This window comes from Comamonas sp. (genome assembly GCF_009360615.1).
Classification (GTDB): Bacteria; Pseudomonadota; Gammaproteobacteria; order Burkholderiales; family Burkholderiaceae_C; genus Comamonas.
This window is the reverse complement of sequence record NZ_SPEY01000014.1, coordinates 1-18,138: the sequence shown is the minus strand read 5'-3', so window position 1 is coordinate 18,138 and position 18,138 is coordinate 1. Positions and strand designations below refer to the sequence as shown.

The following is an 18,138-nucleotide window of genomic DNA, read 5'->3' as shown; positions in this document are numbered from 1 at the left end:
TGTGCGTGTGATCGCCGCATGTGCACGTTGACCGCTGATTCCTGTGCGCCCCGAGGAGCCCAGCAAACGTGATCCTGTACGAATATCCATTTAACGAGCGTCTGAGAACTTATCTGCGCCTTGAGCAGCTGTATCGCCGTCTGCGCGAACTGCTGACCCGCGCGCATTCGGTCGATCATCATTTCGCCCTGATCACCATCTTCGAGATCATGGATGTGGCCTCGCGCAGCGATCTGCGCGCCGACGTCATCAAGGACCTGGAGCGGCAGAAGCACCTGCTGGACGTGCTGCGCGACAACCCTGATATTTCCCAGCACATGCTGCACCAGGTGGCGCGCCAGGTGGAGGGCTGCTTTGCCTCCATCAATGCGCAGACCGGCAAGACCGGCCAGGCGCTGACCGAGAACGAATGGCTGATGTCCATCCGCAGCCGTGTGGGCATCCCCGGCGGCACCTGCAGCTTCGACCTGCCCGCCTATCACGCCTGGCAGAACCTCGATCCGCGCTACCGCCAACGCGACCTCGAAGACTGGGCCGGCGAGCTGACACCGCTGGGTCAGGCGCTTGAGCTGATCCTGCAGTTGCTGCGCGAAACCGGCATTCCCCAGCGCGTGGTGGCCGAGCATGGCGTGTTCCAGCAGGCCATGCCGGCAGGCCGCAGCTTCCAGCTGCTGCGCCTGCGCATTGACCCGCATCTGAATCTGGTGCCGGAGATCAGTGGCAATCGCCTGCTGGTATCGGTGCGCCTGCTCAAGCTGGCCAACGGCGGCAAGCCCCAGCCCAGCAATGACGACGCTTCTTTCGAGCTGACGCTCTGCGCCTGAGCCGCAGGCAGCCTGTTCTCTGCATCGAGCCGCTGCGTGCGGCTCGATGTCTTTCAGGGTCGGCCACCCGTGTTTTCCAGCTGTGATACATCTACGCCATGAGCACTGACAAGCAATCCCCCACCATGGTGAAATGCCCGACCTGCGGCGGCCCCAGCGTTTTCTTGCCCAGCAACAAATTCCGTCCCTTCTGCAGCGAGCGTTGCCGCAACATCGATCTGGGCGCCTGGGGCAACGAAGAGTTCCGCGTTCCGGCTCAGACGCCACCCGAAGATGCGCCGTTTGGCGATCCGCGCACGGAAAACTAAGCGAAGCAGCAAAAAACAAGAGCGCCTTGCGCTTGGCATGTCTTGATTTCAGCTTGATCGACCAAGCAAATCGAGATTCAACAAGCGCAAGGCGCTCTTTATTTCAGAGCATACAGCTTCACTCCACGGGTTGCTGCGCCTCGTAATAGCTTTGATCAAAAACCAGGCCGCGTTCCTCGCTCAGCCATTGCAGCACGGGGTAGGCACCCGGCAGGACCGGGTGCACATCGAGCGGCAGCTGCTGCCAGGCCATCTGCTGACCCTCGCGCATCTCGAACTCGCCCGTCCACTGCGTCACCTTGCACCAGTGCAGACGCACCAGCGCATGCGGGTAGTCATGCTCGGTCACCTTCCAGGCATGGGCCTGGCCAATGGTCACGCCCAGCTCTTCGATCAGTTCGCGGCGCAAGGCCTGCTCCACGCTCTCGCCGGCCTCCAGCTTGCCGCCAGGAAACTCCCAGTAGCCTGCATACGGCTTGCCTGCAGGGCGGCTTGAAATCAGCAGCGCCCCATCGGATTCGCGCAACAGCACGCCCACGGCCACTTCCGTGTGCTTTCGCTGCGCCTGTGTTTCAGCAGTCACTTCCACAACACTCCTTCTTCATCCCAGGTCTGCTTCTTCAGCCAGACCGTCCACATCTTCAATGCGCTTTTTGACCGTCACGGGGCGCTCGTTGCGGCCTGCGTAGTCGCGCGCGAACTGGTGGGCCACACGCCCGCTGCGCGAGCCGCGCTCCAGCGCCCAGACCAGGGCTTCGGGCCTGGCCGCCTCGATGGTGGCCTGGTCCATGCCCAGCGCGGACAGCCACTGCGCCACCACGCGCAGGTACTCGTCCTGGCTGAAGGGGTAGAAGCTCACCCAGAGGCCGAAGCGCTCGGACAGGGAGATCTTCTCTTCCACCACCTCGCCGGGGTGGATCTCGCCGTTCTCGCCTTTTTGCTGCGCCAGGTTGTCCGTCATGTACTCGGGCAGCAGGTGGCGGCGATTGCTCGTGGCATAGACCAGCACATTGGGCGTGGCCGCGGAAACCGAGCCATCCAGCATGGATTTCATGGCCTTGTAGCCAGGCTCGCCTTCTTCAAAGCTCAGATCGTCGCAATAGATGATGAACTTCTCGGGCCGGCCGGCGACCACATCCACAATATCCGGCAGATCGGTCAGATCGGCCTTGTCCACCTCGATCAGACGCAGGCCCTGGGGCGCATAGCTGTGCAGGCAGGCGCGGATCAGCGAGGACTTGCCCGTGCCGCGAGCCCCTGTCAGCAGCACGTTGTTCGCCGTACGACCGCTGACGAACTGCTCGGTATTGCGCGCGATCTTTTCCTTTTGCACATCGATGTTCTGCAGATCGGACAGCTGCATGGCCCCCACATGGCGTACCGGCTCCAGCACGCCGCAGCCGTTCGATCGCTTGCGGTAACGCCAGGCTATCGCCGCATCCCAGTCGGCGGGCGCCTGCAGGGGCTGGGGCAGCACGGACTCGATGCGCTGCATCAATTGCTCGGCACGCTCGACCAGGCGCTCCAAAGGGTTCATCACATCTTGCACGATCGAATCTCCATCTGTTTTTATAGCTGTTAGCGCTTGATACTGCTTGACTTCAATAAGAAAAATAACTGAAATCTACTAATTACAAGCGATAGCAGCTTCTTAATTTATAGCGCCATCACTTTAAAACTGGCGCACCCAAAACCAGAGACAGCGAGCAAGCGCCGCCGCGCAGCGAGGCTGTCGTCCCCCTCCCATAGCGCGCAGTGCGTAGAGAGAGGGGGAAGCTGCGGGGCCGCCCAGGCGCCGCAGCTCAGGGGGTGATCATTTACGACCGGTAATCCGCATTGATCGTCACATAATCGTGGCTCAGATCGCAGGTCCATACCGTCTGTGCAGCATTGCCACGACCCAGAACCACGCGCACCACGATCTCCTGCTGCTTCATCACACGCTGACCGTCCTCTTCCTTGTAGGAAGGATTGCGGCCGCCGTCCACCACCACATGCACATCGTCCAGGTACAGGTCGATTTGGGTCTGGTCCAGATCGGCAATGCCGGCATAGCCCACCGCGGCCAGGATGCGGCCCAGGTTGGGATCGGAAGCAAAAAAAGCCGTCTTGACCAGGGGCGAGTGGGCAATGGAGTAGGCGACCAGACGGCACTCCTCTTCGGTCTTGCCGCCCTCGACCTTGACGCTGATGAACTTGGTGGCGCCCTCGCCGTCACGCACAATGGCTTGCGCGAGCTTTTGCGCCACTTCCAGCAGAGCCGCCTTGAGCTGCTCGCCCTCGGCGCTGGACAGCGTCGTGATCCGGGGATTGCCGGCCTGGTGGGTGGCGATCAGCACGAACGAGTCATTGGTGGAGGTATCACCGTCGATGGTCACGCGGTTGAAGGAGCCGTCGGCCAGCTCCTTGACCAGGGGCTGGAGCAGCTCGGGTGCGAGCGCCGCATCCGTGGCCAGAAAGCCCAGCATGGTCGCCATATTGGGGCGGATCATGCCCGCACCCTTGCTGATGCCCGTGATGGAAACCGTCTTGCCGCCGATGCTGACGCTGCGGCTGAAGGCCTTGGGCAGGGTGTCGGTGGTCATGATGCCTTCGGCAGCCGAGGCCCAGTTGTCAGCCTTGGCGGCAGCAATGGCCCTGGGCATGCCCACCACGATGCGGTCCACGGGCAGCTCTTCCATGATCACGCCGGTGGAGAAAGGCAGGATCTGGCCCGCGTTCAGGTCCAGCTCCCGGGCCAGCGCCGCGCAGGTGGCGCGGGCATTGGTCAGACCGGCGGCGCCGGTGCCGGCATTGGCATTGCCGGTATTGACGATCATGGCGCGGATGCCGGTGCCAGCCGCCAGATGCTCGCGGCAGACCTGCACGGGAGCAGCGCAGAAACGGTTCTGGGTGAACACGCCGGCCACCGAGGTGCCTTCGTCGAGCAGAAACACCGTCAGGTCCTTGCGATTGGCCTTGCGCACGCCGGCTTCGGTAACGCCAATGCGAACGCCATTGATCGCCAGCAGATCGGCTGCGACGGGAGCGGAAAGATTCACGGACATGTCTGTATGTTCCTGAGAGAGGCCTCCCCCTGTGCCGCTGCGCGGCTTCCCCCGAGGGGGACGACATCTTCGCCGCGAGGCGGCTCTTGCTCGATGTCTCTGACCAAGAGCGCGCCCCGTGCAGCAGCCTAGGGGTCGAAAGTTAAAACGTTCCCCATTATCGGAACAAACGGAGGCCTGAACGGACTTGCCGGATTTTGTGGCGCAAAAAGCTGCGCCCCAATGCAAACACGGGCCGCAGCCCGTGTTGTTCGATAACGCATGCTCCAAGCCAGAGACGGCCAGCAAGGGACGCCACAGCAATGAACCCCTTCAAGGGGGAAGGCGCAAAGCGCCTCAGGGGGTCAGGACAGCTTGCCGTGGCAGAGCTTGTACTTCTTGCCGCTGCCGCAGGGGCAGGGGTCGTTGCGGCCCACATGCACGCCCTCGGGCATGGCCAGTGGCTCGGCCAGCATCACGTCGTCCTCTATGCTCATGCCTTCGGTTTCCGAGGGCGAGGCATAGCTCATGTGCTCCAGGCTCTGGGCGCCGCGCTCGTTCATGGCAACGGCCGCTTCGTCCATCTCTTCGCGCGAGCGGACCTGCACCGTCATCAGCACACGGGTGACCTCGGTCTTGACCTGGTCGATCAGCTGACGGAACAGCTCGAAGGCCTCGCGCTTGTATTCCTGCTTGGGCTGCTTCTGGGCATAGCCGCGCAGGTGAATGCCCTGACGCAGATAGTCGAGCGCGGCCAGGTGGTCGCGCCAGTTGGTGTCGAAGCTCTGCAGAAGCACGGCACGCTGGAACTGCGTGAAGTTCTCCTGACCGATCAAGGCCACCTTGGCATCGAACAGATCGTGGGCCGCCTTGACGACCTTCTCCAGAATGTCTTCGTCCGTGACCGACTCGGAAGCCGCGACCTCCTGCTGCAAAGGCAGGTCGATCTGCCATTCGCCGGCCAGCGCCTTTTCCAGACCGGGCACGTCCCACTGCTCTTCCATGGACTCGGCCGGCACATACTGGCGCACCAGGTCGGTGATCACGTCCTCGCGCATGGCGGCCAGCATGCCGTTCAGATCGGTCGAATCCAGAATGTCGTTGCGCTGCTGGTAGATCACCTTGCGCTGGTCGTTGGCCACGTCGTCATATTCGAGCAGCTGCTTGCGCATGTCGAAGTTGCGCGCTTCCACCTTGCGCTGAGCAGACTCGATGGAGCGGGTCACGATGCCGGCCTCGATGGCTTCGCCTTCGGGCATCTTCAGGCGATCCATGATGGCCTTGACACGGTCGCCCGCGAAGATGCGCATCAGCTGGTCGTCCAGGCTCAGATAGAAGCGCGAGGAACCAGGATCGCCCTGACGGCCCGAACGGCCGCGCAGCTGGTTGTCGATACGGCGCGACTCGTGACGCTCGGTCGCGATGATGCGCAGACCGCCCAGGGCCACGATCTTGTCGTGGGCCACCTGCCAGTCGGCACGCAGCTGCTCGATCTGCTGGGTACGTTCGGCCTCGCTCAGCGCCTCGTTGCTCTCGATGGCCTTGAGCTGCTTGTCGATATTGCCACCCAGCACGATGTCGGTACCACGGCCGGCCATATTGGTGGCGATGGTGATCATGCCTTCGCTGCCCGCCTGGGCAATGATGTCTGCCTCACGCTCATGCTGCTTGGCGTTGAGCACCTGATGGGGCAGCTTCTCACGGGTCAGCAGCTGGTCGATGATTTCGGAGTTCTCGATCGAGGTCGTGCCGACCAGCACGGGCTGGCCGCGCTCGTGGCACTCGCGGATGTCCTTGATCGCCGCATCGTACTTTTCCTTGGTGGTCTTGTAGACGCGATCGAGCTGGTCCTGGCGCTTGCTGGGCTTGTTGGGTGGAACCACCACAGTCTCCAGGCCATAGATTTCCTGGAACTCGTAGGCCTCGGTGTCGGCCGTTCCGGTCATGCCCGAGAGCTTCTTGTAGAGACGGAAGTAGTTCTGGAACGTGATCGAGGCCATGGTCTGGTTCTCGGCCTGAATGGCCACACCCTCCTTGGCTTCCACGGCCTGGTGCAGGCCATCGCTCCAGCGACGGCCTGCCATCAGGCGGCCGGTGAACTCATCCACGATCACGATTTCGCCGTTCTGCACCACATAGTGCTGGTCGCGGAAGTACAGCTGGTTGGCACGCAGTGCGGCGTACAGATGGTGCACCAGAGAGATATTGGAGGGATCGTACAGGGACGAGCCTTCGGCGATCAGGCCGGCATGGCTCAAGAGGCGCTCGGCCGCTTCATAACCCTGGTCGGTCAGATAGACCTGATGGGATTTTTCATCGACCGTGAAATCGCCGGGCTTGGTCACGCCTTCGCCCGTGCGGGGATCGGCTTCGCCCTCCTGCCGCACCAGATTCGGCACGATCTGGTTCATGGCCACATACATGGCCGTATGATCCTCGGCCGGCCCGGAGATGATCAGCGGCGTGCGCGCCTCGTCGATCAGGATGGAGTCCACCTCGTCGACGATGGCGTAGTTCAGCACACGCTGCACACGGTCACCGGGCTCGTACACCATGTTGTCGCGCAGATAGTCGAATCCGTATTCGTTGTTCGTGCCGTACGTGATGTCGGAGTTGTAGGCCTGCTGCTTTTGCTCGCGCGACAGATTGGGCAGGTTGATGCCCACCGACAACCCGAGGAAGTTGTAGAGGCGCGCCATGGTCGTGGCATCGCGGCTGGCCAGGTAATCGTTGACGGTCACGACATGCACACCCTCGCCCGACAGGGCATTGAGGTACACGGGCAGCGTCGCGGTCAGCGTCTTGCCTTCGCCGGTGCGCATTTCGGCAATCTTGCCGTCATGCAGCGCCATGGCACCCAGCATCTGCACGTCGAAGTGACGCATCTTCATCACGCGCTTGGAGCCTTCACGCACGACGGCAAAGGCTTCGGGCAACAGCGCGTCCAGCGCCTCGCCCTTGGCAACGCGATCCTTGAACTCCTGCGTCTTGGCGCGCAATGCCTCATCGCTGAGCTTTTCGTACTCAGGCTCCATCGCATTGATGCGAGCGACTGTCTTACGGTATTGCTTGAGCAACCGGTCATTGCGGCTGCCGAACAGTTTGGTGAGGAAATTGGTGGCCATGCGTGCGAAGGCACATTGCTTTTTGCCGGTTGCGCAAAGCAATGTGTCCAGAATTCCTTGATTGTTGGACTTCAGATGGGGCCGTCCCCGGGGCCGTCAAGAGCCACACCCGAAATAGGTGAAAAAACCTCCTGGCGCGTCCAAAACAGGAACAGGACCAAAAAATCATTCTAACCGCCCAGGCCAGCCTTGGTTCCTCGCGGCTCCAGAGCACGTACGGGATTGCATCGCAAGCGCATACACACAAGCGTCTGCGTCCCATTGCGGCATTCATTGCCGACTGCGCTAAGCTTGGGCCTCGCGCCTCACCCAACTGCCTGCCACCCGCATGACCATTGTTCGCCGTCATCACGCTGTCACTGCCATCAGCGCCATGGAGTCATCCCCCACATTGGCGCGCCTGGCTGCACTGACGCAGGACTCCAGCAACCGGCTCAAGGCCGTCCTGCCACTGGTTCCACCCATGCTGCGCGCCAGCCTGCAGGCCGGCCCCATCGATGAAGACGGATGGTGCCTGATCGTGAAAAACACTGCAGCTGCCGCCAAAGTGCGCCAACTGCTGCCCGCCATGGCGGCCCATCTGCGCACCAAGGGCTGGTCCGTCACCAGCATCCGCATCAAGGTTCAGGCCTGACAAGGCTTTGGAGGCCAGGAAAAACAAAAAGGTCTCCGAAGAGACCTGTTGTTTGGTGCCGGTTGTCGGATTCGAACTGACGACCTACCGCTTACAAGGCGGGTGCTCTACCAACTGAGCTAAACCGGCGAAGACTGAATTCTAACGTAGAAAAACAGCCCCTAAGGAAGAATCCCGAAATTTCTTGATGCCCCCCGGGCATGCGTTTTCAGGATTTCTTCCCGCCTATTTCACACGCTTGAGCGCCGGGCGGCCGCCTGCGGGTGGAGGCGTACGAGGGGCGTCATCGTCGCCGGAAGCGTCGGCTTCCGTCTTGACAGGCACCAGCTGGACCACGCGTTCGGCCGAGGCCACGTCATCCGACTCCATGTCGGGCCCCGCATCTTCCATCAACGGCGCATCGCCATCCTCGGGGACTTCGTCCTCCTCGGGCGGAAAGGCCATCCCCTGGCCGGTCTCGCGGGCATAGATGGCCATGACGTTCGCCACGGGCACCATGATTTCCCGTTGCTGGCCGCCAAAGCGGGCCTTGAATTCCACGTACTCGTTGCCAATCAGCAGGCCGCTGGTCGCGTCGTAGCTGATGTTGAGCACGATCTGACCATCACGCACGAACTCCATGGGCACCTGGGTGCTGCGGTCCACACGCACGGCGATATGCGGTGTCAGGCCATTGTCGGTACACCATTCAAACAGAGCCCGCAGCAGATACGGACGGGTTGAAGTCGTTTCAGGGGCTGTCATCTCGTTTCCTGACGAATCAAATCCAGAAGTTTGCAAAGAAAAAAGCGGGCAGATGAAGGTGATCCCTTCAGCATGCCCGCTCTGTGCCCATGTGCAATTACTTGCGCATGACCTTTTCGGAAGGCGTCAGCGCTTCAATGTAAGCCGGACGCGAGAAGATGCGCTCGGCATACTTGAGCAAAGGAGCGGCATTCTTGGACAGTTCGATGCCGTAGTAGTCCAGGCGCCACAGCAGCGGAGCAATGGCCACGTCCAGCATGGAGAAGTTCTCGCCCATGATGTACTTGTTCTTCAGGAAGATGGGAGCCATCTGGGTCAGGCGATCGCGGATATGGGCACGGGCCTTTTCCAGAGCCTTTTCATTGCCCTTGACGTTGCGCTCTTCGAGTGCGCTCACGTGCACGAACAGTTCCTTTTCGAAGTTCAGCAGGAACAGGCGCACACGGGCCCGATCCACGGGGTCGCCAGGCATCAGCTGGGGATGGGGAAAGCGCTCATCGATGTACTCGTTGATGATGTTGGACTCGTACAGGATCAGGTCGCGCTCGACCAGGATTGGCACTTGACCATAGGGGTTCATCACGGCGATCTCTTCGGGCTTGCTGAACAAGTCCACATCGCGGATCTCGAAATCCATGCCTTTTTCAAACAGCACAAAGCGGCAGCGGTGTGAGAAGGGGCAAGTCGTTCCCGAATAAAGCACCATCATGGTGGAGACTCCTAAAAATCAAAAAGAGTGGGTTGCCCACGGCACCCCACTCTGCACTAACACGGTTTGGCTGCAGACAACTGCTGCACGGCGGCAAAGCTTATTTCACGTCTTTCCAGAACGCGGCATTCAGGCGCCAAGCGATAAAGATGAAGATACCCAGGAAAATCAAAACGCCCACCCCTATACGGGTTCGGGTGTTCTGAGCCGGCTCCCCCATCCATTGCAGGTAATTCACCAGATCGCCAACTGCCTGATCGTACTGCACTGCGCTCATCTTGCCAGGAGACACCTGCTCCCAACCCTTGAACACCTGGGTCTTAGTTCCATGGTCGTCATGCTCCTCGAAGATGGCGCGACGCTCGCCCTGCAGCTCCCACAGCGCATGCGGCATGCCCACGCTGGGAAAGGCGAGATTATTCCAGCCCGTGGCCTTGGTGTCATCCCTGTAGAAAGTACGCAAGAAGGTATACAGGTAATCGGCACCCGAGCCACCCGAGCCGGCGCGCGAGCGCGCAATCACCGTCAGATCGGGAGGATTGGCACCGAACCACTCCTTGGCCTCCTTGGGGTTGATGGCGGCCTTCATGGTCTCGCCCACCTTGTCGGTGCTGAACAGCAGATTGTCCTTGATGTCCTGATCGGTCAGACCGATGTCCTTCAGGCGGTTGAAACGCATGAAGGCAGCGGAGTGGCAACTCAGGCAATAGTTGACAAAGAGCTTGGCACCGTTTTGCAGGGATGCCGTATTGCTGGTGTTGACCGGCGCCTTGTCCCAGTGGATGCCGCCTTCGGAGGCTTGCGCAGCACCGGCGATACCCAGGACTGCAACCAGGGTCAGAATCAGTTTCTTCATTCTTGTTCTCTCCTGCTTCAGTGAGGCTTGAAGGTCACACGCTCGGGCACGGGCTTGGTCTCACCCAAGCGGCTCCACCAGGGCATGAGCAGGAAGAAGCCGAAGTAGAACAGCGTGCCGACCTGAGACACCTTCTCGCCAATCGGCGACGGAGGCTGCACGCCCAGGTAGGCCAGGATGACAAAATTCACCACAAACACGGCGTATACATATTTGTGCCAGCTGGGGCGATAGCGGATGGACTTGACCGGGCTGCAATCGAGCCAGGGCAGGGCAAACAGGATGATGACCGCGCCCCCCATGACGACCACCCCCCAGAACTTGGCATCGATGGACAGCATCATGGCGATGGCCCCCAGGGCCACGACGGCCACCGCACCCTTGGCAAAACCGGGCAGGCGCGACTTGAGAATGCCGTAGCCGGCACCCAGCACCACGCAGGCGATCAGCACATACATCATCTCGCTGGTGATGGCACGCAGCATCGAATAGAAAGGGGTGAAGTACCAGACGGGAGCAATGTGATTGGGCGTCTTGAGCGGATCGGCCGGGATGAAGTTGTTGTACTCCAGGAAGTAGCCGCCGAACTCGGGCGCAAAGAACACCACGGCCGAGAACAGGAACAGGAACACCGTCACGCCAAAGATGTCATGCACCGTGTAGTAGGGATGGAAGGGAACGCCATCCAGAGGGCGGCCCTTTTCATCCTTGGGCGCATTAGGCCCCTTGATTTCAATGCCGTCGGGATTGTTGGAACCCACATCGTGCAGTGCCAGCAAATGCGCGACGACCAGACCCAGCAGCACCAGAGGCACGGCAATCACGTGAAAGCTGAAGAAGCGGTTCAGCGTCGCGTCGCCCACCACATAGTCGCCTCGGATCAGCAAAGCCAGATCAGGGCCGACAAAGGGAATGGCGGAGAACAGGTTCACGATCACCTGGGCACCCCAGTACGACATCTGGCCCCAGGGCAGCAGATAGCCCATGAAAGCCTCGGCCATCAGCACCAGGAAGATCGCGCAACCGAAGATCCAGACCAGTTCGCGCGGCTTGCGGTAGGAACCGTACAGAAGACCGCGGAACATATGCAGATAGACCACCACAAAGAACGCGGACGCGCCCGTGGAATGCATGTAGCGGATCAGCCAGCCCCAGGGCACATCGCGCATGATGTACTCCACGGAGGCAAACGCCTTTTCGGCGTCGGGCTTGTAGTGCATCACCAGAAAGATGCCGGTGACGATCTGGATCACCAGCACCAGCAGCGCCAGCGAGCCGAAGATGTACCAGAAGTTGAAATTCTTGGGAGCGTAGTACTCCGACATATGGACGCGGTATGCATCGAATGCCGTCGGAAACCGGTTCTCCAGCCAGTTCATGGCCTTGGCTCCAGTCGTGGAGTTCGGGTCGATTTGCTTGAATTCGTGGGCCATTGTTCTTGTCTCCCTCAGGCTGCCTTGGTGTCTTCACCAATCAGCAGCTTGGTGTCGGACAGATACATATGGGGCGGCACTTGCAGGTTGTCCGGCGCTGGCTTGTTCTTGAACACCCGGCCCGCCATGTCAAAGGTGGAGCCATGGCAGGGGCACAGGAAGCCGCCCTTCCAGTCCGCAGGCAGCGATGGCTGGGGCCCGGAGACGAACTTGTCGGTGGGAGAGCAGCCCAGATGGGTACAGATCCCCACGACCACCAGGATTTCAGGCTTGATGGAACGCGCCTCATTGCGTGCATAGGGAGGCGTGAACTCTTCGGGATGACGCGCCGAGGTCGGGTCCGCGAGTTCGCCATCGAGGCCGGGCAGGTCCTTGAGTTGCTCGGGTGTGCGCTTGATGATCCACACCGGCTTGCCTCGCCACTCGACGGTGAGCTTCTCACCATCCTTGAGATTGGAGATATCCACCTCTACCGCAGCACCGGCTGCTTTGGCTTTTTCAGAAGGCTGGAAGGAGCTCACAAAAGGGACGGCCGTTGCCACACCGCCCACGGCACCAGCACATGCTGACGTGATGATCCACGTGCGCTTGCTGGAGTCGACTGGAGAGTCACTCATGGATTTCCTCGAAGTACATCGCTTGATTTGGGGTCAGCTGCAAATTCTAGCGGCGGGGTTATGGTTATTCCAGCCCCAGTCCGACGTTGACAACCGCCAAAGTCACGCAATACTGCGCTATCTCAAACTCTTAGTGACTGGAACTGCTTATGGGCATGATGCAAGAATTCCGCGAGTTCGCAATCAAGGGAAACGTCATGGATCTTGCCGTGGGCGTGATCATCGGCGGCGCGTTCGGGAAGATCGTTGATTCCGTGGTCAACGACCTGATCATGCCTCTGGTGGGACTGTTCTTCGGCAAGCTGGATTTCTCCAACCTGTTCGTCGTTCTGGGTACCATGCCCGAGGGAGTCCCACGCACCCTGGATGCACTGAAAAAAGCCGGCATTCCTGTCTTTGCCTACGGCAACTTCATCACCGTTGCAGTGAATTTCGTGATTCTGGCCTTCATCATTTTCATGATGGTCAAGCAGATCAACCGCCTCAAGCGCGAGGCACCGCCTGCACCGGAGCAAGCGCCCGCTACGCCTGAAGACATCCAGCTGCTGCGAGAGATCCGCGACAGCCTCAATCGCAAGGCCTGAGATCCCTCCGATCCGATGACTGAAAGCCTGCCGCTCCCGGCAGGCTTTTTTCATGGGAGCGCCGCCGGACATGCCCCCACGACATCGCCCACACGGCTTTGCCACCGTCAGATCGCCAGGCTGCGGGCCATGCGCACGGCTTCGAGCAGGCTGGCCTCGTCGGCCACGCCCAGACCCGCAATGTCAAAGGCCGTGCCATGGTCGGGACTGGTACGCACCAGCGGCAATCCCAGGGTCACGTTGACGCCTTTTTCCACACCCAAATATTTGACTGGGATCAACCCTTGGTCGTGGTACATCGCCAACACCACATCGAATTCACCGGGGTGGGCTGGCGTATTTCGCGCCCGCATGAAGACCGTGTCAGGCGCAAACGGTCCCTGCACATCCATGCCTTCGGCCTGCGCTGCCGCGATCGCCGGGGCAATGATCTCGATTTCCTCGCGACCGAAGATGCCGCCCTCGCCCGCGTGCGGATTGAGCCCGGCCACGGCAATGCGCGGCGACCGCCCCAGGCTCCGGCTCAGCGCCTGATGCGTGATGCGCAGGGTCTGCAGGATCTGCGGCCCAGTCACGGCCTCGATGGCATCGCGCAGCGAGACATGGATGCTGACCAGCACGGTGCGCAATTCGTCATTGGCCAGCATCATGCGCACCGGCATCTGCTCCAGCGAAACGCCCGCATGTCGCGCCGCTTCGGCCTGCAGGAGTTCCGTGTGCCCGGGGAAAGTCACGCCCGCCAGATGCAGCGCCTCCTTGTGCAAGGGTGCCGTGACGAGGGCGGCGATCTCGCCACGCAGAGCCGCTTGCGCGGCCCAGACCACGCATTGCGCAGCGGCCTGCCCGGCCGCCGCGCAAACCTGTCCATAGGGCTGAGGCCCGGCCAGCCCCGGCACGTTCAGCAGCGCGACGGCACCGTCCGGAACCGACCAGGCCTCGCCCGGCTCATCGATCACCACCACGGGCTGAGCGATGCCCTGATCGCCCTCAGCAGCACGGGCGGCCAGCGCTGTGGCACGACGCAGAGTCTGCAACTCGCCCACCACAAAGCAGCCGCGCATGGCCTGCGGCGCAGCCCGGAAGGCCTTGGCGATGATTTCAGGCCCTATGCCTGCGCAGTCGCCCTGGGTGATGGCGATGGTTGGGGTTGAAGCATTGACGGACATAGGCATCAGGGTCGCCGCAAGCTCCTCTGTTCTCAAGTGCTTGCGGTCATCAAAAGTGAGAGACGAAGGTCCGGGACCGGATCAGGCCGGGTTGTCGATATCGATGAAGCGGTGCTCCAGTCCGCACTCCTGGGCCACATGGGCCGCCACGGCCGGCGCGCCATAGCGCTCGGTCGCATGATGGCCGGCAGCGATGAAGCTCACACCCATCTCTCGCGCCAGATGCATCTGGGGCTCGGAGATCTCGCCGGTGATATAGGCATCGGCGCCGGCGGCAATCGCGGACTCGAAAAAGCCCTGTGCCCCTCCTGTGCACCAGGCCAGCTTGCGGATCGGCCTGTGCTCCTGTGCACCGGCCAGCGTCACCTTGCGCCCCAGCACGCTTTGCACATGCGCAGCCAGAGCGGCGGCATCGGCAAAGTCCGCATCGGCCAGCCAGCCCAGGTTCTGGTCGCCGAATGCGGCCTGTCCCTGGACTCCGAGCCGCGCCCCGAGTTGCGCGTTATTGCCCAGTTCGGCATGGGCATCCAGCGGCAGGTGATAGGCGAACAGATTGATGTCATGCGCGAGCAGCAGGCGGATGCGCTCCTTGAGCCAGCCCGTGATGCGACCATCCATGCCGCGCCAGAACAGGCCGTGGTGCACGAAGACGGCATCGGCCCCGGCCTCGATCGCCGCCTCGATCAGGGCGCGACTGGCCGTCACGCCGCTGACGATGCGGCGAATCTCGCTCCGGCCTTCGACCTGCAGGCCGTTGGGTCCGTAGTCCTTGAAGCGTTCGGGTTGCAGCAACCCATTGAAAACGGATAACAGGGTGTTTCGCTCAATGCTCATGGTCCGATTGTGCCCAAGCCCGTTCGAAGAACACGCCTGCAAGGCTTTGACGAGCGAAAAAAAGGGCAGCCCGCGCTACCCTTTTTTCGGAACCAACGACTTCAGGCCTACTTGGCTTGCCAGCCCCTGCAGGCCAGCGGCCAGAAGCCCATGGCCATGCCCAGCACGCCCATGGCCGCCACATAGTGGGCAGGCGCCATCACATCCACCTGCTGCCACACGGACACCAGCATGGGGGTCAGGCCGCCAAACACGGCATAGGCCATGTTGTAGGAGAAGGACAGGCCGGTGAAGCGCACCTCGGGCGGGAAGGCCCGGACACCCACCACGGGCAGCAGCGAGATGGAACCCACGAAGAAACCCACGGTCGCATAGTTGCAGATCAGAGACGCCTCGTTGCCCGGCAGGTTCAGGTAGAACAGATAGGCTGTGGCAGTCATGCCGCCCCAGCCAATGAGCATGGTCAGCTTGGTGCCGATCTTGTCGGACAGCCAGCCCCAGAACACACAGCCCAGGGTCAGCGTCACGGTCGCCACGGCATTGGCCTTCAGGGCCATCGCCGGTGCGATGTGGAACACCTTCTGCAGATAGGCCGGCGTGAACAGGATCACCACCACGATCGCCGTGGACAGCACCCAGGTCATCAGCGCCACGACAACGCAGGCTTCGCGGTGATCGCGCAGGATGGTCTTGATCGGCAGTTCGCGGTCAGCCGCCTTGCGGGCCTGCAACTCCTTGAAGATCGGAGTCTCGTGCAGGAACTTGCGCAGATACACCGACACCAGACCGAAGACACCGCCCAGGATGAAGGGAATGCGCCAGGCCCAGTCGTGGATCTCGCCCTGGCTGTAGGTGCTGTTGAGCCAGACCCCGATGATGGAGCCCAGGAAGATACCGCCGGTAATGCCGGAAGTCAGTGCGCCGATGGCGAAGCCGTAACGCTTTTCGGGAGCATGCTCGGCCACGAACACCCAGGCACCGGGCATTTCACCGCCGATGGCGGCACCTTGCATCACGCGCATCAGCAACAGCAGAATGGGAGCGGCCAGACCGATGGTTTCATAGGTCGGCAGCAGGCCGATGACCAGCGTGGGCACGGCCATCAGGAACACCGACAGCGTGAACATCTTCTTGCGGCCCAGGATGTCGCCGAAGTGAGCAATCAGAATGCCGCCGATGGGGCGCGCCAGATAGCCGGCCGCGAAAATGCCCAGCGTCTGCAGCTGGCGCATCCACTCCGGCAGTGAAGCCGGAAAGAACAGGCTGCCGATTACATTGGCAAAAAAGACGAACACCACGAAGTCATAAAACTCCAGCGTTCCGCCCAGGGCCGATAAGCCCAGGGTCTTGTAGTCCTCCCGGTTCAGGAGGCGATTCTTCGCAGCAGCCGGCGCTTTGGCCGATGCAGCGTGGTCAAGCGTAGTCATGGTGTTTCCCAGATCGAACAACAGGACAGCGCGGATAAGGCCGCTGATCACGGGTCAACGTGCAGTGGCATACCGATTGCAGCGGGCTTCAGATGCAAAGCCACACCAGGCCGAATATGAGCACCTTGTGGGCAGTCACGGCGGCGTAAGCGCAGTCGAAAAAACATTCTAGGGTTTTCACTCATGGCTTCTGGCCGTGCAAAACTTTAGATGCCTGCAGTCCTATAGCCATCGCGCCTGCAATCTGCAAAGCTTTGCGTTATGCAATTGCGCGCAAGCAAATGTTCGCTTCGACGCCCGGTGCAGCCATGCTTCACAATGTGGGCTTGTTCTCCTCACTACCTATACGCATTACATGAAACGCACCTGGTTGCTGTTTTCGCAGGTCGTCACCGTGCTGGTGGCTATCTATTTTGTAGTAGCCACCCTACAGCCCACATGGCTTCAGCGCGGAAATATTCGTAGCAATGCCGGTGTGTCACTGCTTCAGGCTCCATCCGCCCCGGCGGGTGAGGTCGCCCCGGGCAGCTTTGCGCCAGCCGCACGCAAGGCCTCGCCCGCCGTGGTCAGCATCAACACCAGCAAGGCAGTTCGCCACCCACGCGCCAACGATCCCTGGTTCCAGTTCTTCTTTGGCGATCAGGGCCCGCAGGAGCAATCTGGTTTGGGCAGTGGCGTCATCATCAGTCAAGATGGCTACATCCTCACCAACAACCATGTGGTGGAAGGCGCCGATGATATCGAGGTCACGCTGACCGACAGCCGCCAGGCCAAGGCCAAGGTCATCGGCACGGATCCCGAGACCGATCTGGCCATTCTCAAGGTCGAGCTCGACAAGCTGCCCGTCATCGTGCTGGGCAACTCGGACCAGGTCGCCGTGGGCGACCGCGTGCTGGCCATCGGCAACCCCTTCGGCGTGGGCCAGACCGTGACCAGCGGCATCATCAGCGCTCTGGGCCGCAGCCAACTGGGCATCAACACCTTCGAGAACTTCATCCAGACCGATGCCGCCATCAACCCGGGCAACTCCGGCGGTGCCCTGGTGGATGCCAACGGCAACCTGCTGGGTATCAACACGGCCATCTACTCGCGCTCGGGCGGCAGCATGGGCATCGGTTTCGCGATTCCCGTCTCCACGGCCAAGATGGTGCTGGACGGCATCGTCAGGGACGGCAAGGTCACACGCGGCTGGATCGGCGTCGAGCCCAACGAGCTCTCGCCCGAGCTGGCCGAGACCTTTGGCGTCAAGGCCGATGCCGGCGTCATCATCACTGGCGTTCTGCAGGCCGGCCCCGCCGCCCAGGCCGGCATGCGTCCTGGCGACGTGATCGTCAAGGTAGGCGAGACCGCGACCCGCAATGTCTCCGAGCTGTTGACGGCCGTGGCCTCGCTCAAGCCCGGAGAAGCGGCCAAGTTCGACGTGCGCCGCGGCGACAGCGAAGTCGTGCTGGACATCACCCCGGGCGCCCGACCTGCCGCCAGCACCTTGCAGCAGCAGGGCCGGCCGCGGCGTTGACAGCAGCGTCACCGAGGCATGCAAGCCAGCGCCCGTCGCTGGCTTTTTTCATGCCGCAGCCTGTTGCAGGCTGCAGCGAGCCATCACAGGTCATCAGGAAATACGGCTAAAACGCTTGCAGGCAAAGCGCTGGCAGCTATCAAAAAAAAGCCCTTGAATCACTTCAAGGGCTTTGCCGGAAGTCGGAGACGAAGATCAGTGGCCGTCCGTGGATTTCTCCACTTCCGTGCCCGTACCTTCCTCGGCATCGGGCGCACGCGATACCCTGCTGAACCAGCCGGCCCCCAGAATGCCGATCTCGTAGAGCAGGCACATGGGCAAGGCCAGGGCCAGCT

General features: G+C 61.4%; 17 protein-coding genes, 1 tRNA gene and 1 pseudogene. 5 read left to right on the top strand and 14 right to left on the bottom strand.

All coding sequences use genetic code 11. The features are described 5' to 3' along the window. The first annotated feature begins 68 nt into the window (after positions 1–68). Complete coding sequence (zapD, locus tag E2583_RS03150; protein WP_291593167.1) at positions 69–824, top strand: cell division protein ZapD; 756 nt, start codon at positions 69–71, stop codon at positions 822–824. A 98-nt stretch (positions 825–922) separates the two neighbouring features. Continuing rightward, positions 923–1,132, top strand: a complete 210-nt coding sequence (locus E2583_RS03145) for a DNA gyrase inhibitor YacG (RefSeq protein ID WP_034357520.1) — start codon at positions 923–925, stop codon at positions 1,130–1,132. Positions 1,133–1,250: 118 nt separating this feature from the next. Here E2583_RS03145 and E2583_RS03140 read toward each other — a convergent pair whose 3' ends face one another. The 4 genes from E2583_RS03140 to secA form a co-directional block, all read right to left on the bottom strand. Next, complete coding sequence (locus tag E2583_RS03140; RefSeq protein ID WP_291593163.1) at positions 1,251–1,721, bottom strand: NUDIX domain-containing protein; 471 nt, start codon at positions 1,719–1,721, stop codon at positions 1,251–1,253. Between the two features lie 12 nt (positions 1,722–1,733). Then, entirely contained in the window at positions 1,734–2,669 is a 936-nt protein-coding gene (locus tag E2583_RS03135; RefSeq protein ID WP_291593198.1) for an ATP-binding protein, read from the bottom strand. A 280-nt stretch (positions 2,670–2,949) separates the two neighbouring features. Continuing rightward, positions 2,950–4,179: a bifunctional glutamate N-acetyltransferase/amino-acid acetyltransferase ArgJ gene (gene argJ, locus E2583_RS03130; protein ID WP_291593161.1), complete on the bottom strand. Its 1,230-nt coding sequence runs from the start codon at positions 4,177–4,179 to the stop codon at positions 2,950–2,952. A 344-nt stretch (positions 4,180–4,523) separates the two neighbouring features. Further along, complete coding sequence (secA, locus tag E2583_RS03125) at positions 4,524–7,283, bottom strand: preprotein translocase subunit SecA (protein WP_291593159.1); 2,760 nt, start codon at positions 7,281–7,283, stop codon at positions 4,524–4,526. 328 nt (positions 7,284–7,611) lie between these two features. Between secA and E2583_RS03120 the strand changes: the two genes are divergently transcribed. Next, the gene (locus tag E2583_RS03120; RefSeq protein WP_291593157.1) at positions 7,612–7,917 is read left to right on the top strand and encodes a hypothetical protein; all 306 of its coding nucleotides are present in this window, start codon (positions 7,612–7,614) and stop codon (positions 7,915–7,917) included. A 53-nt stretch (positions 7,918–7,970) separates the two neighbouring features. Here the strand turns inward: E2583_RS03120 and E2583_RS03115 are convergent. From E2583_RS03115 to petA, 6 genes are all read right to left on the bottom strand, one after another. Then, positions 7,971–8,046: transfer RNA gene (locus E2583_RS03115), tRNA-Thr, on the bottom strand. A gap of 96 nt (positions 8,047–8,142) precedes the next feature. Then, the gene (locus tag E2583_RS03110; protein WP_291593155.1) at positions 8,143–8,661 is read right to left on the bottom strand and encodes a ClpXP protease specificity-enhancing factor; all 519 of its coding nucleotides are present in this window, start codon (positions 8,659–8,661) and stop codon (positions 8,143–8,145) included. A 97-nt stretch (positions 8,662–8,758) separates the two neighbouring features. After that, the gene (locus E2583_RS03105) at positions 8,759–9,370 is read right to left on the bottom strand and encodes a glutathione S-transferase N-terminal domain-containing protein (protein ID WP_003058564.1); all 612 of its coding nucleotides are present in this window, start codon (positions 9,368–9,370) and stop codon (positions 8,759–8,761) included. 100 nt (positions 9,371–9,470) lie between these two features. Further along, positions 9,471–10,226 (bottom strand): cytochrome c1, encoded by a 756-nt coding sequence (locus tag E2583_RS03100; protein WP_291593141.1) that lies wholly within the window; start codon positions 10,224–10,226, stop codon positions 9,471–9,473. 17 nt (positions 10,227–10,243) lie between these two features. After that, positions 10,244–11,659 carry a cytochrome bc complex cytochrome b subunit gene (locus E2583_RS03095; RefSeq protein WP_291593139.1) on the bottom strand — a complete coding sequence of 472 codons (1,416 nt, stop codon included), beginning with the start codon at positions 11,657–11,659 and terminating at the stop codon, positions 10,244–10,246. A gap of 14 nt (positions 11,660–11,673) precedes the next feature. Continuing rightward, the gene (gene petA, locus E2583_RS03090) at positions 11,674–12,276 is read right to left on the bottom strand and encodes a ubiquinol-cytochrome c reductase iron-sulfur subunit (RefSeq protein WP_291593137.1); all 603 of its coding nucleotides are present in this window, start codon (positions 12,274–12,276) and stop codon (positions 11,674–11,676) included. 149 nt (positions 12,277–12,425) lie between these two features. Here petA and mscL point away from each other — a divergent pair, with 149 nt between their 5' ends. Then, positions 12,426–12,860 (top strand): large conductance mechanosensitive channel protein MscL, encoded by a 435-nt coding sequence (mscL, locus tag E2583_RS03085; protein ID WP_003062168.1) that lies wholly within the window; start codon positions 12,426–12,428, stop codon positions 12,858–12,860. Positions 12,861–12,967: 107 nt separating this feature from the next. On the opposite strand, the gene pdxA is transcribed toward mscL, so the two are convergent. The 3 genes from pdxA to E2583_RS03070 all read right to left on the bottom strand — a co-directional run bounded on the left by pdxA (position 12,968) and on the right by E2583_RS03070 (position 16,287). Then, positions 12,968–14,026 carry a 4-hydroxythreonine-4-phosphate dehydrogenase PdxA gene (pdxA, locus tag E2583_RS03080; protein ID WP_291593196.1) on the bottom strand — a complete coding sequence of 353 codons (1,059 nt, stop codon included), beginning with the start codon at positions 14,024–14,026 and terminating at the stop codon, positions 12,968–12,970. Between the two features lie 81 nt (positions 14,027–14,107). Beyond that, positions 14,108–14,860 (bottom strand): Nif3-like dinuclear metal center hexameric protein, encoded by a 753-nt coding sequence (locus E2583_RS03075; RefSeq protein ID WP_291593132.1) that lies wholly within the window; start codon positions 14,858–14,860, stop codon positions 14,108–14,110. 107 nt (positions 14,861–14,967) lie between these two features. Beyond that, on the bottom strand, positions 14,968–16,287 hold the full coding sequence (locus E2583_RS03070; RefSeq protein ID WP_291593130.1) for an MFS transporter: 1,320 nt from the start codon (positions 16,285–16,287) through the stop codon (positions 14,968–14,970). 355 nt (positions 16,288–16,642) lie between these two features. Here E2583_RS03070 and E2583_RS03065 point away from each other — a divergent pair, with 355 nt between their 5' ends. Next, positions 16,643–17,803 (top strand): trypsin-like peptidase domain-containing protein, encoded by a 1,161-nt coding sequence (locus E2583_RS03065; RefSeq protein WP_291593128.1) that lies wholly within the window; start codon positions 16,643–16,645, stop codon positions 17,801–17,803. A gap of 195 nt (positions 17,804–17,998) precedes the next feature. Here the strand turns inward: E2583_RS03065 and E2583_RS03060 are convergent. Next, positions 17,999–18,138: pseudogene (locus tag E2583_RS03060) on the bottom strand (Sec-independent protein translocase subunit TatC); the annotation flags it as partial.

Excerpts from the sequence above, each read along its gene's own strand:
- E2583_RS03145 (WP_034357520.1), top strand. The coding sequence starts at position 923 with ATGAGCACTGACAAGCAATCCCCCACCATGGTGAAATGCCCGACCTGC.
- E2583_RS03135 (WP_291593198.1), bottom strand. The coding sequence starts at position 2,669 with ATGAACCCTTTGGAGCGCCTGGTCGAGCGTGCCGAGCAATTGATGCAG.
- argJ (WP_291593161.1), bottom strand. The coding sequence starts at position 4,179 with ATGTCCGTGAATCTTTCCGCTCCCGTCGCAGCCGATCTGCTGGCGATC.
- secA (WP_291593159.1), bottom strand. The coding sequence starts at position 7,283 with ATGGCCACCAATTTCCTCACCAAACTGTTCGGCAGCCGCAATGACCGG.
- E2583_RS03120 (WP_291593157.1), top strand. The coding sequence starts at position 7,612 with ATGACCATTGTTCGCCGTCATCACGCTGTCACTGCCATCAGCGCCATG.
- E2583_RS03110 (WP_291593155.1), bottom strand. The coding sequence starts at position 8,661 with ATGACAGCCCCTGAAACGACTTCAACCCGTCCGTATCTGCTGCGGGCT.
- E2583_RS03105 (WP_003058564.1), bottom strand. The coding sequence starts at position 9,370 with ATGATGGTGCTTTATTCGGGAACGACTTGCCCCTTCTCACACCGCTGC.
- E2583_RS03100 (WP_291593141.1), bottom strand. The coding sequence starts at position 10,226 with ATGAAGAAACTGATTCTGACCCTGGTTGCAGTCCTGGGTATCGCCGGT.
- E2583_RS03095 (WP_291593139.1), bottom strand. The coding sequence starts at position 11,659 with ATGGCCCACGAATTCAAGCAAATCGACCCGAACTCCACGACTGGAGCC.
- petA (WP_291593137.1), bottom strand. The coding sequence starts at position 12,276 with ATGAGTGACTCTCCAGTCGACTCCAGCAAGCGCACGTGGATCATCACG.
- mscL (WP_003062168.1), top strand. The coding sequence starts at position 12,426 with ATGGGCATGATGCAAGAATTCCGCGAGTTCGCAATCAAGGGAAACGTC.
- pdxA (WP_291593196.1), bottom strand. The coding sequence starts at position 14,026 with ATGTCCGTCAATGCTTCAACCCCAACCATCGCCATCACCCAGGGCGAC.
- E2583_RS03075 (WP_291593132.1), bottom strand. The coding sequence starts at position 14,860 with ATGAGCATTGAGCGAAACACCCTGTTATCCGTTTTCAATGGGTTGCTG.
- E2583_RS03070 (WP_291593130.1), bottom strand. The coding sequence starts at position 16,287 with ATGACTACGCTTGACCACGCTGCATCGGCCAAAGCGCCGGCTGCTGCG.
- E2583_RS03065 (WP_291593128.1), top strand. The coding sequence starts at position 16,643 with ATGAAACGCACCTGGTTGCTGTTTTCGCAGGTCGTCACCGTGCTGGTG.